Origin of the sequence: Microbacterium sp. NPDC012755, assembly GCF_042901325.1 — a bacterium.
In the GTDB taxonomy this organism is placed as follows: domain Bacteria; phylum Actinomycetota; class Actinomycetes; order Actinomycetales; family Microbacteriaceae; genus Microbacterium; species Microbacterium natoriense.
Genome location: NZ_JBIBCT010000001.1, coordinates 3,585,527 through 3,607,865, shown reverse-complemented (window position 1 = coordinate 3,607,865; position 22,339 = coordinate 3,585,527). Strand labels below are relative to the sequence as shown.

19 protein-coding genes are annotated in these 22,339 nt (G+C 69.7%); 14 read left to right on the top strand and 5 right to left on the bottom strand.

All coding sequences use genetic code 11. The features are described from left to right. The first annotated feature begins 26 nt into the window (after nucleotides 1–26). The 6 genes from ACFY5A_RS16910 to ACFY5A_RS16885 are packed head-to-tail and all read left to right on the top strand — an operon-like array spanning nucleotide 27 to nucleotide 4,397. Complete coding sequence (locus tag ACFY5A_RS16910) at nucleotides 27–530, top strand: A24 family peptidase (protein WP_341941860.1); 504 nt, start codon at nucleotides 27–29, stop codon at nucleotides 528–530. Between the two features lie 4 nt (nucleotides 531–534). Then, on the top strand, nucleotides 535–747 hold the full coding sequence (locus ACFY5A_RS16905) for a response regulator (protein ID WP_105676946.1): 213 nt from the start codon (nucleotides 535–537) through the stop codon (nucleotides 745–747). Then, the gene (locus ACFY5A_RS16900; RefSeq protein WP_387235770.1) at nucleotides 740–1,372 is read left to right on the top strand and encodes a CYTH domain-containing protein; all 633 of its coding nucleotides are present in this window, start codon (nucleotides 740–742) and stop codon (nucleotides 1,370–1,372) included. The genes ACFY5A_RS16905 and ACFY5A_RS16900 overlap by 8 nt, the downstream gene beginning before the upstream one ends. Before the next feature lie 52 nt (nucleotides 1,373–1,424). Then, on the top strand, nucleotides 1,425–2,585 hold the full coding sequence (locus ACFY5A_RS16895; protein ID WP_387235767.1) for a type III polyketide synthase: 1,161 nt from the start codon (nucleotides 1,425–1,427) through the stop codon (nucleotides 2,583–2,585). Continuing rightward, entirely contained in the window at nucleotides 2,582–3,298 is a 717-nt protein-coding gene (locus ACFY5A_RS16890) for a methyltransferase domain-containing protein (protein WP_387235764.1), read from the top strand. Before ACFY5A_RS16895 ends, ACFY5A_RS16890 begins: the two co-directional genes overlap by 4 nt. Next, on the top strand, nucleotides 3,291–4,397 hold the full coding sequence (locus tag ACFY5A_RS16885) for an FAD-dependent oxidoreductase (protein ID WP_387235761.1): 1,107 nt from the start codon (nucleotides 3,291–3,293) through the stop codon (nucleotides 4,395–4,397). The genes ACFY5A_RS16890 and ACFY5A_RS16885 overlap by 8 nt, the downstream gene beginning before the upstream one ends. Before the next feature lie 57 nt (nucleotides 4,398–4,454). On the opposite strand, the gene lpdA is transcribed toward ACFY5A_RS16885, so the two are convergent. Both lpdA and ACFY5A_RS16875 read right to left on the bottom strand, forming a co-directional pair. Next, a complete protein-coding gene (lpdA, locus tag ACFY5A_RS16880) occupies nucleotides 4,455–5,852 on the bottom strand; it encodes a dihydrolipoyl dehydrogenase (protein ID WP_105676939.1) in 1,398 nt (465 codons plus the stop codon). A gap of 9 nt (nucleotides 5,853–5,861) precedes the next feature. Then, entirely contained in the window at nucleotides 5,862–6,494 is a 633-nt protein-coding gene (locus ACFY5A_RS16875) for a copper resistance protein CopC (protein WP_387235758.1), read from the bottom strand. A 99-nt stretch (nucleotides 6,495–6,593) separates the two neighbouring features. Here ACFY5A_RS16875 and ACFY5A_RS16870 point away from each other — a divergent pair, with 99 nt between their 5' ends. The 3 genes from ACFY5A_RS16870 to ACFY5A_RS16860 all read left to right on the top strand — a co-directional run bounded on the left by ACFY5A_RS16870 (nucleotide 6,594) and on the right by ACFY5A_RS16860 (nucleotide 8,410). Beyond that, on the top strand, nucleotides 6,594–7,079 hold the full coding sequence (locus ACFY5A_RS16870; RefSeq protein WP_105676937.1) for an FHA domain-containing protein: 486 nt from the start codon (nucleotides 6,594–6,596) through the stop codon (nucleotides 7,077–7,079). Further along, complete coding sequence (locus ACFY5A_RS16865) at nucleotides 7,079–7,765, top strand: MerR family transcriptional regulator (protein WP_223586247.1); 687 nt, start codon at nucleotides 7,079–7,081, stop codon at nucleotides 7,763–7,765. The genes ACFY5A_RS16870 and ACFY5A_RS16865 overlap by 1 nt, the downstream gene beginning before the upstream one ends. A gap of 99 nt (nucleotides 7,766–7,864) precedes the next feature. Continuing rightward, on the top strand, nucleotides 7,865–8,410 hold the full coding sequence (locus tag ACFY5A_RS16860) for a MerR family transcriptional regulator (RefSeq protein ID WP_105677517.1): 546 nt from the start codon (nucleotides 7,865–7,867) through the stop codon (nucleotides 8,408–8,410). A 60-nt stretch (nucleotides 8,411–8,470) separates the two neighbouring features. Here ACFY5A_RS16860 and ACFY5A_RS16855 read toward each other — a convergent pair whose 3' ends face one another. Then, nucleotides 8,471–9,283 (bottom strand): ParA family protein, encoded by an 813-nt coding sequence (locus tag ACFY5A_RS16855; protein ID WP_387235756.1) that lies wholly within the window; start codon nucleotides 9,281–9,283, stop codon nucleotides 8,471–8,473. A 93-nt stretch (nucleotides 9,284–9,376) separates the two neighbouring features. Between ACFY5A_RS16855 and ACFY5A_RS16850 the strand changes: the two genes are divergently transcribed. The 3 genes from ACFY5A_RS16850 (at nucleotide 9,377) to def (ending at nucleotide 15,308) form a co-directional block, all read left to right on the top strand. Further along, on the top strand, nucleotides 9,377–12,784 hold the full coding sequence (locus ACFY5A_RS16850; protein ID WP_387235754.1) for a pyruvate carboxylase: 3,408 nt from the start codon (nucleotides 9,377–9,379) through the stop codon (nucleotides 12,782–12,784). A gap of 68 nt (nucleotides 12,785–12,852) precedes the next feature. Continuing rightward, complete coding sequence (locus tag ACFY5A_RS16845) at nucleotides 12,853–14,817, top strand: AAA family ATPase (RefSeq protein ID WP_387235751.1); 1,965 nt, start codon at nucleotides 12,853–12,855, stop codon at nucleotides 14,815–14,817. Further along, complete coding sequence (def, locus tag ACFY5A_RS16840) at nucleotides 14,817–15,308, top strand: peptide deformylase (protein ID WP_387235748.1); 492 nt, start codon at nucleotides 14,817–14,819, stop codon at nucleotides 15,306–15,308. Before ACFY5A_RS16845 ends, def begins: the two co-directional genes overlap by 1 nt. Before the next feature lie 63 nt (nucleotides 15,309–15,371). Here def and ACFY5A_RS16835 read toward each other — a convergent pair whose 3' ends face one another. After that, complete coding sequence (locus tag ACFY5A_RS16835; RefSeq protein ID WP_341941870.1) at nucleotides 15,372–17,204, bottom strand: long-chain fatty acid--CoA ligase; 1,833 nt, start codon at nucleotides 17,202–17,204, stop codon at nucleotides 15,372–15,374. A gap of 128 nt (nucleotides 17,205–17,332) precedes the next feature. On the opposite strand from ACFY5A_RS16835, the gene ACFY5A_RS16830 reads away from it, so the two are divergent. Both ACFY5A_RS16830 and ACFY5A_RS16825 read left to right on the top strand, forming a co-directional pair. Continuing rightward, nucleotides 17,333–18,031 (top strand): lysophospholipid acyltransferase family protein, encoded by a 699-nt coding sequence (locus ACFY5A_RS16830; protein WP_341941871.1) that lies wholly within the window; start codon nucleotides 17,333–17,335, stop codon nucleotides 18,029–18,031. Between the two features lie 26 nt (nucleotides 18,032–18,057). After that, nucleotides 18,058–19,398: a class II 3-deoxy-7-phosphoheptulonate synthase gene (locus tag ACFY5A_RS16825; protein WP_105676486.1), complete on the top strand. Its 1,341-nt coding sequence runs from the start codon at nucleotides 18,058–18,060 to the stop codon at nucleotides 19,396–19,398. 66 nt (nucleotides 19,399–19,464) lie between these two features. Here the strand turns inward: ACFY5A_RS16825 and ACFY5A_RS16820 are convergent, their stop codons facing one another. Further along, complete coding sequence (locus tag ACFY5A_RS16820; RefSeq protein ID WP_387235745.1) at nucleotides 19,465–22,227, bottom strand: esterase-like activity of phytase family protein; 2,763 nt, start codon at nucleotides 22,225–22,227, stop codon at nucleotides 19,465–19,467. Nucleotides 22,228–22,339: the final 112 nt, after the last annotated feature.

The window sequence follows — 22,339 nt, the reverse complement described above, 5'->3', positions numbered from 1 at the left end:
TGCTCCCGCTCGCCTAGCCTTCCGTCATGGATCTCCGCACTGTGCTCGTGGTGCTCGCCCACGTGGCCCTCCTCGTCATCGCCGTCGCGCTCGCCGTGATCGACGCCCGCACGCATCGACTGCCGAACCGCATCGTGCTGCCGACCTTGGCGGGGGCCGCGCTGCTCGCGGCGACCGAGGCGATGCTCACGGGGGAGAGCGCGGCGCTCATCCGCGCCGGGTGGGGGATGGTGCTCCTCGGCGGCTTCTACGCGGCGCTGCGGATCCTCGGAAGGTCGGGGATGGGCGGCGGCGACGTGAAGCTCGCCGCCCTCATCGGCCTGGTGCTGGGGTGGCACGGCTGGACCGCGCTCGCCGCGGGGGCGGCATCCGCCTTCGTCCTCGCCGCGCTGTACGCCCTGGTGCTGATGGCGCTGCGCAGGGCGGACGGGGCCACGCGCATCGCCTTCGGTCCGTGGATGCTGCTCGGGGCGCTTCTCGGCATCGCCGTGACGTGGGCGCCCCTGCCGACGGTGACGGCGCTAGGGTGAGGGCATGGCACTCGCACGACTCCACGGCGGCCCGCTGGACGGGCAGATCATCCCCCTCGGTGACGCGGACGACAAGCTGATCGTCCCCTACAGCGAGACCCAGGTGGTGTACAACCGACGGGGCGAACCGCAGAACACCGGTTCGCACGACGGCCCCACCGAGATCGACTACTGGTACGACGAGTCCCTCGAGGACATCAATCCCGCGGATGTCTGAGGCGCCGTCCGGATCCGAGCCCTCGCACACCGTCGAGGTCGAGCGCAAGTACGACGTCGACGCGGACACGACGCTGCCCGACTGGCGGGACATCCCCGGAGTCGATGCGGTGTCGGAGGGAGAGCTGCGCGAGCTCGACGCGCGCTACCTCGACACGGCCGACGCCGCCCTCTCCCGCTCCGGCGTGGCGCTGCGACGCCGCACGGGCGGGCCTGACGCGGGCTGGCACATCAAGGGACCCCGCGAGGGTGACGGTCGGCTGGAGATCGGCTGGCCGCTCGGCGAAGATGACGGCATTCCGGACGCCGTCTCCGCTGCTCTCGCCCGGTGGACCACCGCGGAGCTGACACCCCTCGCGCGCATCGAGAACAGCCGCACGGCCTATCTGCTCACGGGGCCGGCCGGCGTCGTCGCCGAGTTCGTGGACGACAGGGTCAGGGCGACCGACCTCCGCCACGGAATGCAGCGCGAGTGGCGCGAGTGGGAGCTGGAACTCGGCCCCGCAGCCCCCGACGATCCCGAGGGGCGGGAGGAGCTGTTCGCCGCCGCGGAGAGGGCGATCTTCGCCGCCGGTGGTCGCGACGCGGCATCCGGCTCGAAGCTCGCGCGCGCACTGGGGTTCTGAGGGCGAGCGCAACCCCCTTCCGCGCGGACCCGGCGCATGCTTGAGTGACAGCATGCGCCCACCCGCCAGGCTCCGTTCCCTGCAGACGATCGTCCCCGACACCCTCCTCGTGCAGGACGAGGTGCGCGACGTCTTCGCCGCCCAGCCCGACATCGGACGGCTGGCGCAGCGCATCGTCGGGGCCTCGTTCAACGGCTCCGGCATCGACACCCGCCACACGGTGATCGACGAGCTGTCGCTGACGGCCGACGTCGCCGACCCGGTGTTCTTCGATCGGGCGAGCGGGCGTCTGCTGTCCCCTGGCACCCGGGAGCGCAACGAGCGGTACGTCCGCGAGGCCTCGCGGCTGTTCGTCGAGGTCGCCCGGCGCGCCATCGCGGTCGACCCCGACATCGAGGCGGCCGACATCACCCACGTGGTCACCGTGTCCTGCACCGGCTTCCACGCGCCGGGCCCGGAGTACGAGATCGTCAGGGCCCTCGGTCTCCCCGACGGGGTGCAGCGGTACCACCTCGGCTTCATGGGCTGCTACGCGTCGATGCCGGCGCTGCGAGCGGCGAGTCAGTTCTGCGCCGCGGACCCCGAGGCGGTGGTCCTCGTGGTCAGCGTCGAGCTGTGCACGCTGCACCTGCGCTCCTCGGAGGACCCCGACACGATCGTGGCATCGTCGCTGTTCGCAGACGGGGCCGCCGCGGGCATCGTCACCGCGCGCGACCTGCCCACGCCGGTGACGGCGCTCAGGCTCGACCGATTCCACACGGCCATCGCCCCCGAGGGGGAGAAGGACATGGCCTGGACCATCGGAGACAACGGCTTCGAGATGATCCTCTCCACCGCGGTCCCGCAGATCATCGGGGAGGCGATCATCGGCGCCCTGCGACCGCTGTACGCGGGCGAGCAGGAGCTGCTCGAGGCCTACGACGGCGGAGAGGTCTCCGAGGCCGTGCAGCACTGGGCGATCCACCCCGGAGGCCGCAGCATCCTCGACCGCGTGCAGGAGCGGCTGCACCTGAGCGATGACCAGCTGCACCCGGCGAGAGAGGTGCTCAGGGTGAACGGCAACATGTCGAGCGCGACCGTGCTGTTCGTGCTGAGGAGCATCCTGGAGCAGGAGGACTCCCGCGACGGCCACCGCGTCGCTGCCATGGCGTTCGGACCGGGGCTCACCGCGGAGAGCGCACTGATGACGGTCGAGTCCCCCGAGGGGTCATGAGCCCCGACCTCTCGGCCAGGGCCGTCGACGCCAGGGAGCTGATGGACGACCCCGAGGCGGACCAGCGGATGCTGGAGCGCACCTATCTGCGCTTCGAGCTGGTGAACCGTGTCGTCTCCCGTCCTGGAGCGCTGTACCGCCGCGACATCCGTCCGCGAGCCCGGCAGCGACCGCTGCGGATACTCGACGTGGGATCCGGCGGCGGCGACCTCTGCCGCGGGCTCGCGGTTCGTCTCCGCCGCGACCGGCTGGATGCCGACATCACGGCTCTCGACGCCGACGGCAGGGCGACCCGGTGGGCGCAGGCGCATGACGGCGGTGCGGGCGTGCGGTACCGCTGCGCGCTCACGGCCGAGCTCGTGCGCGACGGCGAGGTCTTCGATGTCGTCCTGTCCAATCATCTGCTGCACCACCTCGAACCGGGTGAGCTGCAGCAGCTGCTCCGGGAGACCAGGCAGCTCGTCGGAGAGGGCGGGGTCGTGGTGCACGGCGACATCGCGCGGAGCCGGACGGCCTATGCGCTGTTCGCGGCATCCACCCTGCCGTTCTCGCGGAACCTGCTCGCCGGATCGTTCATCCGCGCCGACGGCCTCACCAGCATCCGCCGCTCCTACTCGCCGCGGGAGCTGGTCGCGGTCGCCCCTCCGGGGTGGCTGGTGCGTCGGCGTCTGCCCGCACGGATCGAGCTGAGATGGGATGCGGCGGATGCCTGATCACGATGCCGTCGTGGTCGGCGCGGGTCCGGTGGGTCTCCTCGCCGCGTGTCTGCTGATCGGGCGCGGGCTCGACGTGGCGGTGCGGGAGAAACGGGAGGGCGTGGACCCGCGCAACAGGGCGATCGGCATCCACCCCCCCGGCCTCGGCGCGCTCGATGCGGCAGGTGTCGGAGACGCGGTGCGCGCGGAGGCGCTGGCGCTCCGCGGAGGCGACGTCCTCAGCCGGGGCCGGATGCTCGCCTCCGTCGACTTCGCCGAGGGGCGGCGGGTCCTGATCCTTCCGCAGCGTCGGACCGGGGCGCTGCTCGCGGAACGGCTCGAGGGGCTCGCGCCCGACGCTCTCCGCCTCGGGTGCGCCGTCGTCGACATGCGGGAGGATCACGACCGCGTGCGGGTCGTCACAGAGTCCGATGGTGCCCGTGAAGAGCTCACCGCGTCGTTGGTCATCGTCGCCGACGGAGTGCGCAGCGGCCTGCGCGACGGTCTGGGGCTCTCGTGGACGCAGCGTCCGGGAGCGGCGACGTACGCCATGGCCGACGTCGTCGACCGGTCAGGAGGAGATCGTGCGCGCCTCCACTGCGAGCCGGGGGGACTGGTGGAGAGCTTCCCGCTTCCGGGCGGCATGCGGCGATGGGTGCTGCGCGAGGACGGGCAGGGTCTCGGGGATCCTTCCGCGTTCCGGACCGCGCTCGCTCAGCGCATCGGCGCCGAGCTGGAGGCGGATCCGGCGCCCGTCGTGTTCGACGCCGCTCAGCACCGGGTCGACCGTGTCGTCGTCGGAGGGCGCATCGTGCTGCTCGGCGACGCCGCTCACGAGATCAGTCCGATCGGCGGACAGGGGATGAATCTCGGCTGGATCGATGCGCAGCGTCTCGCGGCATCCGTCAGCGCGTCGGGGGCCGCCGATCTGTCGGAGTTCGCGCGGCGCGGAACCAGAGCGGCGGGGCGGGTGCAGCGGCGAGCACGCTTCTACATGTCGATGGGCGCCCCCGCCGTGGGGATGCCGCTCCGCGTGCGGGAGAGCCTGATCCGGGCGCTCGGCGCGCCCCTGCTGCGTGAGCGCACGGCGGACATCCTGACGATGGGGCGCCTGTAGCAGACGCAGAACGGGGTGACGACGAAACCGTCGTCACCCCGTTCGATCCTGCGTCGATCAGAAGTTGATCATGTGCCCCGCGAGGCCGTGGAAGCCCTCCTGCAGCGCCTCCGACAGCGTCGGGTGGGTGTGCACGTTGCGGGCCAGCTCGAGGGCCGTGAGGTCCCACTTCTGCGCGAGGGTGAGCTCGGGAAGCAGCTCAGACACGTCGGGGCCGATCATGTGGGCGCCGATGAGCTCGAGGTGCTCGGCATCCGCGATGAGCTTGACGAAGCCGACGGGCTCGCCGAGGCCGTGGGCCTTGCCGTTGGCCATGAACGGGAAGGTCGCGACCTTGATCTCGCGGCCCTCGTCCTTCGCCTGCTGCTCCGTGAGGCCGAACGAGGCGACCTGGGGGGAGCAGAACGTGGCACGCGGCATCATGCGGTAGTCGCCCAGCGTCTGGGTCTCGGCGCCGCCGATGGTCTCGGCCGCGACGACGCCCTGTGCCTCCGCCACGTGGGCGAGCTGGAGCTTGGCGGTCACGTCGCCGATGGCGTAGATGCCCTCGACGTTGGTGCGCATGTGGTCGTCGATGTCGATCGCGCCGCGCTCGGTGAGCTTCACGCCGGTGTTCTCCAGGCCGAAGCCCTCGACGTTCGGGGCGAACCCGACGGACATCAGCACCTTGCCGGCCTCGATGGAGGCCTGCTGGCCGTCCTTGCCGGTGTACGTGACGGTGACGGACGAGCCGTTGTCGACGATCGTCTCGACCTTGGTCGAGGTGAGGATGTCGACGCCGTAGTTCTTGTACTGCTTCGTGATCTCCTTCGACACGTCGGCGTCCTCGTTGGGGAGGGCGCGGTCGAGGAACTCGATGATCGTGACCTTCACGCCGTAGTTCGTCAGCACGTACGCGAACTCCATGCCGATCGCGCCGGCGCCGACGATGACGATCGACTCGGGGAGCTCGCGGGTCATGATCTGCTCTTCGTAGGTCACGACGTTCTGGCTGAGCTGCACTCCCGGCAGCAGGCGCACCCTCGAGCCGGTCGCGATGATCACGTTGTCGAACGTGACCTCCTCGGTCGTCCCGTCGGCCTTGGCGACGGAGATCGCCTTGGGGCCGGTGAAGGTGCCGCGACCGTTGTACTCGGTCACCTTGTTCTTCTTCATCAGGAAGTGGATGCCCTTGACGCGGCCCTCAGCGACCTCGCGGCTGCGGTCGAACGCCTTGCCGAAGTCGATCGTGAACTCGCCCGAGATGCCGAAGAAGTCGGCCTTGTGGTTCAGGGTGTGTGCGAGCTCCGCGTTCTTCAGGAGGGCCTTGGAGGGGATGCAGCCCACGTTGAGGCAGACACCGCCCCAGTACTTCTCCTCGATGATGGCGGTGGAGAGGCCGAGCTGCGCGCTGCGAACTGCAGCGACGTATCCGCCAGGACCTGCACCAAGGATGACGACGTCGTAGTGTGGCATGCTCCCAGCCTATCGTTCTGAGGGGGCGTCGGAGCCGGCCGGAGGCCGGTTTCCACGTCGTGAAAGAAGCACGATGACGACGGCCGCGACGACGAGGACGCCGATGATCCCGAGGACCCAGAACCCGACCGGGTCCGCGCCTTCGACGGCATCCTGCGGGGCCTGAGTCGCGACGGCCTCGGGGGTCTCCGACGGTGTCGTGGAGGCGGTGGCTGTCGGCGTGGCGGTGGGGGCCGTGACCGTGCTCGTCGTCACGGTGAAGGAGAACTCGCCCGAGGTCGGGTGGCCGTCGCTCGAGACGATCTTCCAGACGGCGTGATAGACCCCGGCGTCGCCCTCGGCGGCGAGCGGCTGCGTGACGATGGCGCCGTCCACGGTCGCGGGTCCGTCGGTCACCGAGGCGCCGGCGGCATCCGTCACGACGACCTCGGTCGCGCCCTCGCCGGTGATCAGCTTCTCGCTGAAGGTGAGGGTGATCTCGCCGGGCAGCGTCTCGACCGTGCCGTCCGCGGCGGGGGATGACGCGATGAGCGCATCGTGCGCCGAGGCGGAGAGCGGCGCGAACAGCACGACGAAGGCGGTGAGCAGGGCCGCCGCCAGCGCTGCGGGGGCGAGAGGGATGCTGCGAGCTGTGGTCTTCACCGCTCCAGCCTATGAATCCTCCGTATGGGATGGCTGAGTGCACCTGCACCTCCCGGAGGCCGCCTTCGATCGGTTAGTCTGGACGATCAGGAGGGCACAGTGACAGACAACGACAGCCGACCGGCCGGCGACGCCGCGATTCACCGTTCCGGTGAGCAGAAGCACGACGTGACGCAGACGTTCGGGCACGATTCGGATCTTTCCTTCGTGCCGTTCGGCGTGGAGCTCACAGACGTGGAGCAGAGCGCCATCGCCTCCCTTCCGTCGGGATCCGCCCTGCTGCTGGTCCGCTCCGGCGCTCTCGCAGGGGCCCGCTACCTCCTCGACACCGACGTCACCACGGTCGGCCGTCACCCGGAGGCCGACATCTTCTTCGACGACGTGACCGTGTCGCGCCGTCACGCCGAGATCACCCGCACGGGGACCTCCTTCGAGATCATCGACCAGCGGTCGCTCAACGGCACCTACGTCAACGGCGAGCGGGTCGACCGCAGCCCCATCGTCGATGGCTCCGAGCTGCGCGTCGGCAAGTTCCGGCTGAACTTCTTCGCTTCACCGCTCGACCGCGTCGCGGCGAACGACTGATGGCGGCCGCTCCCGCCCGCGAACGGTCTGCGTCCGCGGGCCTGCTGAGCATCGGTCAGGTCCTCGCCCGGCTCACGCCGGAGTTCCCCGATCTGACCTCCAGCAAGCTGCGCTTCCTCGAAGTGCAGGGGATCGTCACCCCGTCCAGGACCGAGTCCGGATACCGGAAGTTCTCGACCGCCGACATCGAGCGGCTGCGCCTGGGGCTCACCCTGCAGCGCGACCACTACCTGCCGCTGAGCGTCATCCGCGAACAGCTCGACGACGCCGATGCGAGCGGCGAGGCGGCGGGAATCGTCCCGCCCCCGTCGATCACCCCCACCCCTCGGCGCTACCGCCGAGAGGAGCTGCTGGCCGCGGCGGGCGCCGGGCCCCAGCTGCTCAACGACGCGATCAGCACCGGAGTGATCACGGCGCAGGAGAACTATCCGGAGGCGACGGTCACGCTGCTGCGCAGCCTCGTGGGCCTCGATCGCCACGGCATCGAGCCGCGGCACCTCCGGTCTCTGCGACAGGGAGCCGAGCGGGAGGTCGCGCTGATCGAATCCGCGCTGTCCGCACTGCTGCGTCGCACCGATGCGGCATCGCGGGCGAAGGCGAGCGAGATGGCTCCCGAGCTCGCCGCGAAGATCGACGAAGTGCGCTCGCTCTTCGTCAAGGACGCGCTCACCAGGGTGCTTTCGTAACGAACTGATTGCGACACACCTTCGAGGTCGCACGGATGTCATTGCCGCTGCCTGGACGCTGCTCTAGCGTGGAGGTAACAGCTCCAGGGAGGACTTCAGATGAGTGCGGATGAGCGTGCAGGCGACCCGCGGTTCGTGACCGAACTCCTCTTCACCGACGGTCTTCCGGCGATGGATGACGAGGTCGGCTACCGCGGCGCGGTGGCTGCTCGCGCAGCCGGGATCACCTATCGTCAGCTGGACTACTGGGCGCGCACCGAGCTCGTGGAGCCGACCGTCCGTGGCGCCAGCGGCTCGGGTTCGCAGCGCCTCTACGGTTTCCGCGACATCCTCGTGCTCAAGCTCGTGAAGAGCCTTCTCGACACGGGCATCTCGCTGCAGCAGATCCGCACCGCGGTCGAGGAGCTCCGCCGCGCCGGCATCCGCGACCTCGCGGGCACCACGCTGATGAGCGACGGCGCTTCGGTCTACCTGTGCACCTCGAACGACGAGGTCATCGACCTCGTGAGCCGCGGCCAGGGCGTGTTCGGCATCGCCGTCGGGAAGGTCCTGCGCGAGGTGGAGTCCACTCTCGTGGAGTTCGATCCCACGGCGCCCGACCCCGTCGACGAGCTCTCGGCCCGACGGTCCAAGCGCTCCGCCTGAACGTCACCGGAAACGGAAAACGCCCGCTCATCGAGCGGGCGTTTCGCGTAGCGGTGGGGATCAGGCCTGAGGGCCGGCCTCCGCGACCTGGATGCGTCCGGTGCGGATGATCCGGTCGAGCAGCTGGTCGAAGTCTGCGGCGAGCTCCTGTGCGGAGTCTCCCGGCCAGATGTGCAGCGGCTTGGCCGCACCCTGGGCCTGCTGCAGCGACGTGCGCTCCGGCAGCTGGGGGGAGAGCACGAGCGGGCCGAACATGTCGCGCAGCTCCTTGATGCGGAACTGGTGCTCGATCGACTGCGGGCGCACGCGGTTGACCACGATGCCCAGCGGCTGGAGGCGAGGAGAGAGTCCACGACGGATCTCCTCGATCGCGCGCAGGGCGCGATCCGCCGCGGCCACGGAGAACAGGCCGGGCTCGGTGACGACCATGACGCGGTCGCTCGCGGCCCACGCCGTACGGGTCAGCGCGTTCAGCGATGGAGCGCAGTCGATCAGGACGAGGTCGTAGTCGGCTTCGACGGATGCCAGCGCCTCCTCGAGCTTCCACACGTCGCGGACGCTGGGGTGCGGCCCGTCGAAGTTGATCGCCGAGGGGCTGCCGATGAGCACGTCGATCGTGCCGGGGTGCACCTTCGCCCAGCCGCTGGAGGTGATCGCCTGACGGACGACCTTCTCCTTCGGGTTCGCCAGGACGTCGGCGATGTTGAGCCGGCCGGCCACCTGGATATCCATCCCGGTGGACACGTCGGACTGCGGGTCGAGGTCGACGACGAGCGTCCGGACACCACGGGCGAAGGCCGCTGAGGCCAGGCCGAGGGTCACGGTCGTCTTGCCGACGCCTCCCTTGAGAGAGCTGACGCTGAGTACGTGCACGGACACCACGTTACCTTCCCCTAGGCTGGGGGAACACTCAGCCCCGCCCCATGCGCGTCGAAAACGCCGTGCATCGAGCTCTTAGAGGTGTGCATGTTCACGAAGATCCTTGTGGCGAACCGCGGCGAGATCGCGATCCGCGCCTTCCGTGCGGCCTTCGAGGTGGGAGCGAGGACCGTGGCGGTCTTCCCCCACGAGGACCGCGGATCCGTTCACCGGCTGAAGGCCGATGAAGCATACGAGATCGGGGAGCGTGGTCATCCGGTCAGGGCCTACCTGAACGTCGACGAGATCATCCGCGTGGCGCTGGAGGCCGGCGCGGACGCGATCTACCCGGGCTACGGTTTCCTCTCGGAGAATCCCGAGCTCGCAGAGAAGGCTGCCGCCAACGGCATCGTCTTCATCGGGCCTCCCGCGAACGTGCTCGAGATGGCGGGGAACAAGGTCGAGGCCAAGCGCCACGCGATCGAGGCGGGCGTGCCCGTCCTCCGCTCCACCGAGGCGTCGGATGACGTCGAGGCTCTCGTGGCCCAGGCCGACGGGATCGGCTTCCCGCTCTTCGCGAAGGCCGTCGCCGGCGGCGGCGGACGAGGGATGCGCCGCGTGGAGACGAAGGGCGAGTTGGCCCCCGCTCTCGCGGAGGCCATGCGCGAGGCGTCCAGTGCCTTCGGCGACCCGCGCATGTTCCTGGAGCAGGCCGTCCTGCGACCTCGTCATATCGAGGTCCAGATCCTCGCCGACAAGACCGGCGAGACCGTGCACCTCTTCGAGCGGGACTGCTCGGTGCAGCGGCGCCACCAGAAGGTGGTCGAGATCGCTCCGGCACCCAACCTCGATGACGGCATCCGCACCGCCCTGCACGGTTACGCGGTCGCCTTCGCCCGCTCGATCGGGTACGAGAACGCCGGCACCGTCGAGTTCCTGCTGGAGACGGCGGGGGAGCGCGCGGGAGAGGTCGTCTTCATCGAGATGAACCCGCGCATCCAGGTCGAGCACACGGTCACCGAGGAGGTCACCGACGTCGACCTGGTGCAGAGCCAGATGCGGATCGCCGCGGGGGAGACCCTCGCCGACCTCGGGCTGCAGCAGGAGAACCTGCACCTGCGCGGTGCGGCCCTGCAGTGTCGGATCACCACGGAGGACCCGACCCAGGGGTTCCGGCCCGATACGGGCAAGATCACCACGTACCGGTCACCGGGCGGTGCGGGCGTCCGTCTCGACGGCGGCACCGTGCACCAGGGCGCGCAGATCAGCCCGCACTTCGACTCGATGCTCGCGAAGCTGACCTGTCGAGGACGCGACTTCCCCGCCGCGGTCGCCCGCGCGCGCCGCGCCCTCGCCGAGTTCCGCATCCGTGGCGTCTCCACCAACATCCCGTTCCTGCAGGCGCTGCTCGACGACGACGCCTTCGTGGCCGGAGATGTGAGCACGTCCTTCATCGACGAACGTCCTGAGCTACTCCGCGGACGGATCTCCAAGGACCGCGGGACGAAGATCCTGAACTGGCTGGTGGACGTCACGGTGAACAAGCCGCACGGGGCCCACCCCGGCGTCATCGATCCGGTGGCGAAGCTCCCTACGATCGACCTCGCAGCCGCGCCCGCTCCCGGATCACGGCAGCGGCTGCTCGAACTCGGACCGGAGGGGTTCGCGAAGAGCCTGCGTGCGCAGTCCGCCCTCGCCATCACCGACACGACGTTCCGCGACGCTCACCAGTCGCTGCTCGCGACGCGTGTGCGCACGAAGGACCTGGTCGCCGCTGCTCCCTACCTCGCCCGCCTGACCCCCGGACTGCTGTCGGTGGAGGCCTGGGGCGGCGCGACCTACGACGTCGCGCTGCGGTTCCTCGGCGAGGACCCGTGGGAGCGGCTCGACAAGCTGCGGGCGGCTCTGCCGAACGTCGCCATCCAGATGCTGCTGCGGGGGCGCAACACGGTCGGCTACACGCCGTACCCCACTGCGGTCACCGAGGCGTTCGTCTCGGAGGCGGCCGCCAGCGGCGTCGACATCTTCCGCATCTTCGACGCGCTCAACGACGTCGAGCAGATGCGTCCAGCGATCGAGGCCGTGCGTCGGACGGGCACCGCGGTCGCGGAGGTCGCTCTCTGCTACACGGGAGATCTGCTGAACCCCGCCGAGGACCTCTACACCCTCGACTACTACCTGGCGCTCGCGGATCAGATCGTCGCCGCCGGAACCAACATCATCGCGATCAAGGACATGGCGGGTCTGCTCCGCCCCGCGGCGGCGTCGAAGCTCGTGGCCGCTCTTCGCGAGCGCTTCGATCTGCCCGTGCACCTGCACACGCACGACACGCCAGGCGGCCAGCTCGCGACCCTGCTCGCCGCGAGCGCTGCCGGCGTCGACGCGGTGGATGCGGCATCCGCTCCGCTCTCGGGCACCACGAGCCAGCCCTCGCTCTCGTCTCTCGTCGCGGCGCTCGCGCACACCGAGCGCGACAGCGGCATCGACCTCGATGGGGTCTCCGACCTCGAGCCGTACTGGGAGGCCGTGCGCCGTCAGTACGCGCCGTTCGAGTCCGGCCTGCCCGGACCCACCGGACGCGTATACCACCACGAGATCCCGGGCGGCCAGCTGTCCAACCTGCGCCAGCAGGCGAAGGCTCTCGGACTCGCCGACGACTTCGAGCTGATCGAGGACATGTACGCGGCGGCCGACCGCATCCTCGGTCGCGTGCCGAAGGTGACGCCCTCCTCCAAGGTCGTCGGAGACCTCGCGCTGCACCTCGCCGCCGTCAAGGCGGATCCGGCGGACTTCGAGGCGAATCCCGAGAAGTACGACGTGCCGGACTCGGTGGTCGGATTCATGGCCGGCGAACTGGGCGATCTTCCCGGCGGCTGGCCCGAGCCCTTCCGCACGAAGGTGCTCGCCGGGCGCGCGGTGCGCACCGGAATGACCGAGATCTCCGCCGACGACGAGGCCGCACTCGCGGGAGACAGCGCCGCGCGTCGGGAGCGACTGAACACCCTGCTGTTCCCCGCTCCGACGAAGGAGTTCGCTCAGATGCGCGAACTCTTCGGCGATCTCTCGGTCCTCGACACGAGCGACTACCTCTACGGGCTCGTCCAGGGACAGGAGCACCTCATCGAGATCGACCGCGGCGTGCAGCTGTACGTCGGGCTCGAGGCGATCGGCGAGGCGGATGACAAGGGCATGCGCACGGTCATGACCACCCTGAACGGGCAGCTGCGCCCGGTGTTCGTGCGCGATCGCTCGATCGTCGTCGACGCCCATGAGGTCGAGAAGGCCGACACCTCCGTGCCCGGTCAGGTGGCGGCGCCGTTCTCCGGCGTGGTCACCCTGAAGGTCGAGGTAGGCTCCGCCGTCAGGGCAGGGGAGCCCGTCGCCTCGATCGAGGCGATGAAGATGGAAGCGGCGATCACGGCGCCGGTCGACGGGGTCATCGAGCGCCTCGCGATCGGAGAGACGCAGCAGGTGGACGCAGGAGATCTTTTGGTCGTGATCCGCCCCGCGCACTAATCTTGTGCGGGCGAGGGCCGCGCACGCACGTGACGCACCCGAGGCCCGCACAAGCTTGGAGTGACATCGTGACCGTGAAAAAGGGGTCCACCCCGAAAGACGAAGAGTCGAGAGGGGTGCTCGACGAAGCCGCGTCCCTGGACACGTCCGGGATCGGCATCCTCGGCGGCACGGCCCAGGTGAACGTGATCCTTCCGCAGGCGGACGATGACGATCTCGCCGACGACGGCGTCGTCGACGGCGAGGTCGTCGATCTGATCATCGACGACGAACCGGTCTACGATCGCACAGCGTTCGTCGAGAACGAGATCGCGCCCGAGGCGGATGCCGTCATCGAGTCGATCGTCATCGAGCTGCCCGCGGACGCGGAGATGCCGCACACCGTGCCGTCCGCGGAGGCGGTCGAGATGCCGGCGTCGTCTGACGGGACCGTCGAGGAGTCCGCGCCCGAGGCCGCGCTGCCCGAGCCTCTCCAATCCGAGCCTCTCGACTCCGAGGTCGCAGAGGTCATCGTGTCGGAGGTCGTCGAGTCGGAGCCCGTCGAGGCCGCCGACGCCGAGGCCGAGATCGCAGCGGCCGATCGCATCGCCGTGGCCGATCGCATCGAGGTCGACGAGCCCACGGTCGCCGAGAGCACAGCCGCGGTGGTCTCGGCTGAGGCTGAGGCTGAGGCTGAGGCTGAGGCTGAGGCTGAGGCTGAGGCTGAGGCTGAGGCTGAGCCGGAGTCGGCGCCCGCGCCCACGGCTGAGCCCGAACCTGAACTCGCAGCTGAGCCCGAGCCGGAAGCCGTGACTGAGCCCGAGACTGCGACCGAGACCGGGACGGAGCCCGAGTCCGAGCCCGAGTCCGAGCCCGAGGACCTCGTCGCTGCCGAGGCAGCAGCGGCCGCTGCCTTCATCGCGCGCGCGAAGGCCGATCTCGAGGCCAAGGCGACGGCTCTCGCCCCTTCGCCGACTGCCGCATCCCGAAAGGAGATCCCCGTCGTGAACGTTGCGAAGGAGAAGTCCGTGGCGACGCAGCCCACCCGTGCGTCGCGCACCGAAGTGGCGCTCTCGTCGAAGCGCCTCGACGATCTGGGGGAGGCCTCGCGCGAGAGCGCCGATCTGCTCACCGCCGACCGTCTGCTCGACCCGAGCCGCGTCACCAGGCCCGAGCCGGAGGGCGCGTGGAGCCACTTCCTCTACACGGTCTCCGGGCGCCGCATCAACATCGGCGACGGCAGGCGTGCTCGCGAGCGAAAGGCGCTCAGCGCGAGGATCGCGGCCCCGCTGTCCGGCGGCGCGCGCTTCGTGCCCGTTCTGTCGCGCAAGGGCGGTGTCGGCAAGACGACGATCACCGCGCTCCTGGGAATGGCGCTCGCGGATGCTCGCGAGGACAGGGTCATCGCGGTCGACGCCAACCCCGACAGGGGCACTCTCGCCGATCGCGTCGTGCGGTCGGCCCACAGCCGGACGGTGCGCGACCTCGTGCGCATCCACGATGACGTGAAGGGCTACCACGACATCTCCTCGATCGTCGCACGCGACGCCACCCGTCTCGATGTGCTGGCCTCGGATTCCGACCCCCGCATCGCGGAGGCGTTCAGCGACAGCGACTACCGCGACGTCGCAGGCGTCGCGGCGCACTACTATTCCCTCGTCCTCACGGACACGGGCACGGGCATCGTCCACTCCGTGATGTCGGCGACGCTCGACCTCGCCGACCAGGTCGTGATCGTGTCGGGCCTCAGCGTCGACGAGGCGCGGTTGGCGTCCGAGACGCTGACCTGGCTGGAGACCAACGGATACGCGGAGCAGGCACGGGAGGCCATCGTGGTGCTCAACCAGTCCACGCCCGGTGCTCCGCTGGTGCGGCTGAACGAGCTCGAGGCGCACTTCCGCACCAGAGCCAAGAAGGTCGTCCGGGTGCCGTACGATTCCCAGATCGCGGGAGGCGGCACGATCGTCTTCGCGAACCTGCAGCCGGAGACCCGTGTCGCGGCGCGAGAGCTCGCGGCGCTGCTGGTCGAGGGCCTTCGGGCGAAGGCCGCCTGATGGCCGTCCGTGAGATCCGCGTGTTCGGCGACCCCGTGCTGCGCACCGTGTGCGCGCCGATCGAGGAGATCGACGACGGCGTGCGCGCCCTGGTGACCGATCTGGTGGAGACCGTGGAGCTGCCCGGACGGGCGGGCGTCGCCGCGCCGCAGATCGGCGTCGCGCTGCGTGCCTTCAGCTACAACATCGACGGCGACATCGGCTACGTGTTGAACCCGGTGCTGACGGAGGTCCGCGGTGAGGCCGTGCCGACCGGCGAGGGCTGCCTCTCGGTGCCAGGGCTCTGGCACGACGCTCTGCGGCATCCCTGGGCCCGTGTGGAGGGCATCGACCTCGACGGCAACCCCGTGGTGCTGGAGGGCGACGGTCTGCTGGCCCAGGCCCTGCAGCACGAGACGGATCACCTCGACGGCAAGCTGTACCTGACCCGACTCGATCCGGAGACCCGCAAGGTCGCCATGCGCGAGGTGCGCGAGAGCTCCTGGTTCTGACCGGTCATGCAGAAGGGCCCCGCCGAGGCGGAGCCCTTCTGCATGACCGTGGTGGATCCGAGCTCAGCCGCCGATCGCGACGTTCGTGGTGGCGACGGGCTCGTCGTAGATCGCCGAGATCTCGTCGGCGAAGTCGCTCATGATGACGTTCCTCTTGATGGAGAGCTTGGGCGTGAGGTGGCCCGATGCCTCAGTCCACTCGCTGTCGAGGATCGTGAACTTGCGGATCGACTCCGCGCGGGAGACGCGGGTGTTCGCGGCATCCACCGCCTTCTGCACCTCGGCGCGCACGGCGGCGTTCGTCGACGCCTCCGCGAGGGACATGTCGGCCGGGAGCCCGTTGTTGCCCAGCCAGGTCGGAAGCATCTCGGGGTCCAGCGTGATGAGTGCGGAGATGAACGGCTTCTGATCGCCCACGACGACCACCTGACCGATGATCGGGTTCGCGCGGATCGGGTCCTCGAGCGCGGCGGGGGCGACGTTCTTGCCGCCCGCCGTCACGATGATCTCCTTCTTGCGACCCGTGATGGTGAGGAAGCCCTCGGCGTCGAAGGTGCCGATGTCGCCGGTGCGGAACCAGCCGCCCTCGCTGAACGCGTCGGCGGTCGCCTGCGGGTTGTTCCAGTACTCCTTGAACACGTTGATGCCGCGGACCTCGATCTCGCCGTCCTCGGCGAGACGGATGCCGACGCCGGGGAGCGCGGGGCCCACCGTGCCGATCTTCGACTTGTCCGCGAGGTTGACCGTGGCGGGCGCCGTGGTCTCGGTCAGGCCGTAGCCCTCAAGGATCACCACGCCGAGGCTGTGGAAGAAGTGGCCGAGACGCGCGCCGAGGGGGGCGGAGCCGGACACGGCGTAGACGACGTTGCCGCCCATGGCCTCGCGCAGCTTGCTGTAGACGAGCTTGTTGAAGAGCGCGAACTTCAGGCGCATGCCGAACGGGATCGGCTTGCCGGCCTCGAGGAGCTTCGAGTGCTCGATCGCGACCTCGGCGGCGGCGCGGAAGATCTTGCCCTTGCCGCCGGCCTCGGCCTTCTGCTCGGCCGAGTTGTAGACCTTCTCGAACACGCGGGGCACCGCGAGGAGGAAGGTCGGTTTGAAGGAGCCGAGCGCCGGCAGCAGCTGCCGGGTGTCGGGCTGGTGGCCGGTGCGGACGCCGGCGTGCACGTCGAGGATAGAGATGAAGCGCGCGAACACGTGCGCCGTGGTGATGAACAGCAGCGTGGAGGCGCCGGGCGTCTGCACCACCTCGTTGAGGGACTTCGCCGCGTTGCGGGAGAGCTCGACGAAGTTGCTGTGGGTGAGCACGCAGCCCTTGGGGCGGCCGGTCGAGCCCGACGTGTAGATGAGGGTCGCGATGTCGCTGCCGACTGCGAGGTTGCGTCGACGCTCGATCTCGTCATCCGTCACCGCGGCACCCTGCGCGGTGAGGGCGTCGATCGCTCCGAGGTGCATCTGCCAGACCTCGCGGATCAGGGGGAGGTCGCCGCGGACCTCGTCGACCCGGGAGAAGTGCTCGGGGGACTCCACGAGGAGGGCGATGGCGCCGGAGTCCTCGAGGATCCACTGGATCTGCGACGGCGAGCTGGTCTCGTAGATCGGGACCATCACGGCCCCGGCGTAGAACAGCGCGAAGTCGACGAGCGTCCACTCGTACGTCGTGCGAGCGAGGAAGCCGACCTTCTCTCCCGGCTGGATGCCGGCGGCGGCGAACCCCTTGGCCAGGGCGATCACGGCCGTCTGGAAATCGGCGGCGGTGATGTCGCGCCAGCCTTCTCCGTCGGGCACGGAGAAGAGCGCGAGGTTCGGAGTGGCTTCGACGCGCTTCGCCAGGATGTCGGAGATGTTCGCATCTGGGTCGGCGGGGACGACGGCGGGGACTTCAAACTGGACCACGGCAGCTCCTTCGGTACCGGTCGGGCACGTGTTCACCCGAGTCTAAGGCATGGGACTGAATTTCATTCAGGGTGAAACTCAGTCGCCACCGTGAACGGAAGCCATCCACGGCGCTAGACTTCACCACGATGTTCTACTGGCTGATGAAGTACGTCGTGATCGGCCCTCTGGTGAAGGCGATCTTCCGACCATGGGTGGTGGGCCGAGCGAACGTGCCCGCCAGCGGCGCGGCGATCCTCGCCAGCAACCATCTGTCGTTCGCCGACTCGATCTTCCTGCCGCTCATGCTCGACAGGTCCATGTCCTTCCTCGCCAAGAGCGACTACTTCACCGGGCGCGGCATCAAGGGCCGGGCCACGAAGTTCTTCATGAAGGCCACGGGTCAGCTGCCGATCGACCGGTCGGGTGGCAAGGCGTCCGAGGCATCCCTCAACACGGGGCTGCAGGTGCTGGGCGGCGGCGACCTCCTCGGCATCTATCCCGAGGGGACGCGCAGCCCCGACGGAAAGCTGTACCGGGGGCGCACCGGCATCGCCCGGATGGCGCTCGAGGCCAAGGTCCCCGTCGTCCCGGTGATCATGGTCGACACCGACACGGCGATGCCGATCGGCCGGCGCATCCCGCGGATCATGCGCGTGGGGATCGTCATCGGAGAGCCGCTCGACTTCTCGCGCTACGCGGGCATGGAGAACGACCGCTACATCCTCCGGTCCGTCACCGACGAGATCATGGTCGCCCTCCAGCGGCTGGGGGAGCAGGAGTACGAAGACGTCTACGCGTCGACCGTCAAGGACCGCCTTCCGGCCGCTGCCACACGGCGCTCCTGAGCCTCAGCTCCCGCTAGGCTGGGGGCATGCTCCCGCACCACATCGACGCCCTTGACGCGTGGCGCTCGCTCCCGATCAAGCAGCAGCCGCAGTGGCCCGACGCAGAGCGCGTCGCCGAGGTCTCCCGCCAGATCTCGACCCTCCCTCCGCTGGTCTTCGCCGGTGAGGTCGACAACCTCCGGGATCGCCTCGCCCGCGCGGCATCCGGCCGGGCGTTCCTGCTGCAGGGCGGCGACTGCGCCGAGACGTTCGCCGGAGCGACCGCCGAGCAGATCCGCAACCGCATCAAGACGGTCCTGCAGATGGCCGTGGTGCTCACCTACGGGGCGTCGATGCCCATCGTGAAGATGGGACGCATGGCCGGGCAGTTCGCCAAGCCGCGCTCCAGCGACTCCGAGACCCGCGGCGACGTCACGCTCCCCGCCTACCGCGGCGACATCGTCAACGGCTACGACTTCACCGAGGGATCCCGTCAGGCCGACCCCGGCCGACTGCTGCAGGGGTACCACACGGCCGCGTCCACGCTGAACCTCATCCGCGCCTTCACGCAGGGCGGTTTCGCCGACCTCCGCGAGGTGCACTCGTGGAACAAGGGCTTCGCGCAGAACCCGGCGAACCAGCGCTACGAGCGCATGGCCGCCGAGATCGACCGTGCGATCAAGTTCATGGAGGCCGCGGGTGCGGACTTCGACGAGCTCAAGCGCGTCGAGTTCTTCACCGGTCACGAGGGCCTGCTGATGGACTACGAGCGGCCGATGACGCGCATCGACTCCCGCACGGACACCCCGTACAACACCTCGGCGCACTTCCTCTGGATCGGCGAGCGCACCCGAGAGCTCGACGGCGCGCACGTCGACTACTTCTCGAAGATCCGCAACCCCATCGGCGTCAAGCTCGGCCCGACGACGTCGCCCGACACGGCGCTCGCGCTGATCGACAAGCTCGACCCGAACCGTGAGCCCGGTCGGCTGACCTTCATCACGCGCATGGGCGCCGGCAAGATCCGCGATGCGCTTCCGCCGCTGCTCGAGGCCGTCCGTGATTCGGGTGCGCAGCCGCTGTGGGTCACCGACCCGATGCACGGCAACGGCATCACCACGCCGACCGGGTACAAGACCCGTCGCTTCGACGACGTCGTCGACGAGGTCCGCGGATTCTTCGAGGCGCACCGCGCGGTGGGCACGTTCCCCGGCGGCATCCACGTCGAACTGACCGGCGACGACGTCACGGAGTGCCTGGGCGGTTCTGAGCAGATCGACGAGGCCGCGCTCGGCACGCGCTACGAGAGCCTGTGCGACCCGCGTCTGAACCACATGCAGTCGCTCGAACTCGCCTTCCTCGTGGCCGAGGAGCTCGAGAAGCGCTGACACGCGCCGAACGCCGAATGAAGAAGGGCCGGAACCTCCTGGGTTCCGGCCCTTCTTCATGTCGGGTCAGGAACGCGTGCGGCGGCGGACGATCAGCAGCACGGCACCCGCGAGGAGCAGGATGCCGGCGCCCACGGCCACCGGCAGGAGCCAGGATGCGTCACCGCCGGTCGTGGCCAGGTCGCCAGGTCGCACGGAGCCTCCGGCGCCGGGGGTCGTCGCCCCGCCGGACGCGGTCACCGTCAGCGGGGTGCGGGCCGTGACCTCGCCCGCGACGGCGACGATCTCGTGCGCTCCCGGCGCGGTGCCCGCGGGGACCGCCCCGGTGAAGTGCAGGGCGCCCTGGGCGTCGGTCGAAGCGGTGCCCAGCACGACCGGATCGCTGTGCAGTTCGATGCGCACCTCCGTCGAGGCGGGGAACCCCGTTCCCGTGACGGTGAGCTCGGCACCGGCCTTCACGCTCGCGGCACTCAGGGTGAGCGACGGCACCGCGGGCGTCGACGTGTCCGGGAAGACCTCGGAGGCGGCGCCGAGGCGCAGGAACACGGTCTCGCCCGTGGCGTCCTTGAGCCCGTCGTTGTCGGTGACCCCGTACAGGCGGCCGTCCGCCGCGATCGCGAAGCCCTCGAGCTTCTCCTGGGTCCAGCCGGCCGTCGCCCTCAGCTGGGGCAGCACGTCGATCGCGGTCGTCTTCTCGAGCAGGGTCAGAGGCTGCCCGAACGCGCTGGGCGCAGCATCCGCCGGGATGTCGACTCGGGTCACGCGCTTCACCGCGGCCGAGGGGCCGTTGAGCTTGTCGCGCTCGATGATCGCGAACGTGTCGTCGTCGATCGCCGTGATCTCCGACAGCCCCATCCAGTCTCCCTGGGTGGTCGTCGCGTCGAGGCGGTAGCCGAACCACTCCCACGCGCCCGTCGCCGGGTCGAGGCGGCCGATGCGGGTGATGTCGGCTCCGTCCACGGTGCCGGCGGCGAGGTTCGATGGGTCGGTCCAGAGCGGACGCTGGATGACGCTCCACACGCGGAGGTCGGCACCCTCGCCGGTCACGGTGACGCCCTCGAAGCCCCACTTGCCGATGTGCGCGGCGACCTCGGCCGGCAGCGGGTGACGTGAGAGCACGGCTCCTGCCGCATCCGTGTGGACGATGGTGTTCCCGGCTCCCGCCGCGCCCTCCACGGCCAGCCAGAAGGTGCCGTCCGCGGCGGCGGAGATGCCCTCCACGTCCAGCGCGATGGGCGAGCCGCTCTCGGTGACGGCCGTCGAGGCGGTGATGCGGGCAGGAGTCTGCGACACGTCGACGGTGTAGATCGTCGCCGGGGAGACGACGGCGTCACTCGCGGCGTACACGAGCGAGGAGTTCGTCGGGTGCCCGGAGAGCGCGCCGAGCGCGGACCATCCGATCGGTGCGCCGCCGACGGCATCGGACAGGATGCTGGGCTGCGCGGGCGCACCGGCGCCGAAGGAGAACAGGCTCACGGAGGCGCGGACGCCGACGCTCGCGTCGTCCGTCTCGCTGGACACGACGAGCAGATCGCGCCCCGGCACCGGCAGGATGCCCTCGGGGCCGTTGGTCGTGAACAGGATCTGATCGAACACGGGGGAGGCCGGGTCGGTCATGTCGTACACGGCGACGAAGTTGGAGCGCTCACTGGCGACGAACACATACGGCGTGCCGCCGAACTCGGCGAACGCGAGCCCTTCGGGCTCGGCCCCCTTCTTGGCCGCGCGGTCCTCGTTGTGCAGGCCGTACTGCACGGCGATGTTCGCGAAGCTGTTCCCCGCGTCCCACACCGGCAGACCGGTCGCGGTGTCGAACACCGTCCAACCGCGGGTGCCGCCCTTCCAGTCGCCCTCGTTGGCCGTGGCCACCAGTCCATCGCCGACCCACGCGATCGAGTCGGGTTCGCGAGGCGTCGCCGGCAGCGATCCGGTGAGGTCGATGCGGCCGTCCTTCACGGTGTCCACGCCGCTGAGCGCGACCGCGCCCGCCGAGAAGACGGACGTGAGCGTCTTGGTCTCCAGGTCGATCACGGCGATGCCGTTGTTCTCCTGGAGCGTCACCGCGAGCCGGTTGCGATCGTCGATGGTGACGTACTCCGGCTCCGGGTCCTGCGGGGTGTCGATTCCGGATGCCGCGACGATCGGCAGCGGGCTGCCGTCCTCGGCGAGAAAGCGCACGGGGGTCGTGGTCCAGGCGGCGGGGTCCTCGCCGAGGTCGAGCACCTGGACGAATCCGCCGGGCAGCTGGGGGAGATCCCCCTTCTTGCCGCCGGCGGGCTTGATCTCCTCGTCGCGCTGGTTCTCCATCGCGATCGCCGCGTACGCGCCGTCGTGCGAGATCGCGATGGAGTCGGGCTGGCCGCCCAGATCGATCGAGCGCACGAGGGAGCGGTCGGATGCGCGCAGCACGTCGAGCCGCCCGTGCGGATCGGTGAACTGCCCGCCGGTCTCGTCGATCACGACGAGGATGTAGTCGCCGTAGGAGGCGACCGACGTGGGCTGGTCGTCGGGGTGGCCGAGGTCGGCGAGTGAGACCGTTCCGGTTCCGCGGGGGTTCGACGGGTCGGCCACATCGACGAAGCCGATCCGCTTTCCGAGAGCGTCGGTGTAGACGACGGTGCCGTCGGCGGTGATCGTGGAGATCTCCGCGACGGTGGCGGATGCCGGGTCCACCCCCGCAGGAGCGTTGAGGTACACGGGGTAGGTCGCGGCGCGGGAGAAGACGTCGGCGGTGCGGGGGGCCGCGGATGCCGGGACGGCGGCGACGGTGATCGTGCCGGCCAGAAGGCAGGTCGCGAGCACCGCGGCGGAGAGGGGACGAGAGGGCATGGCACACTCCGGGTCGGCGAGTACGGGGGTACTCGACAGAGTGTGGGCGTCAGGCATCCGGCAGATGCCGGGGGAGTTGCCCCGCCGTGGCCGGGAGGTGAACGGCGGGTGA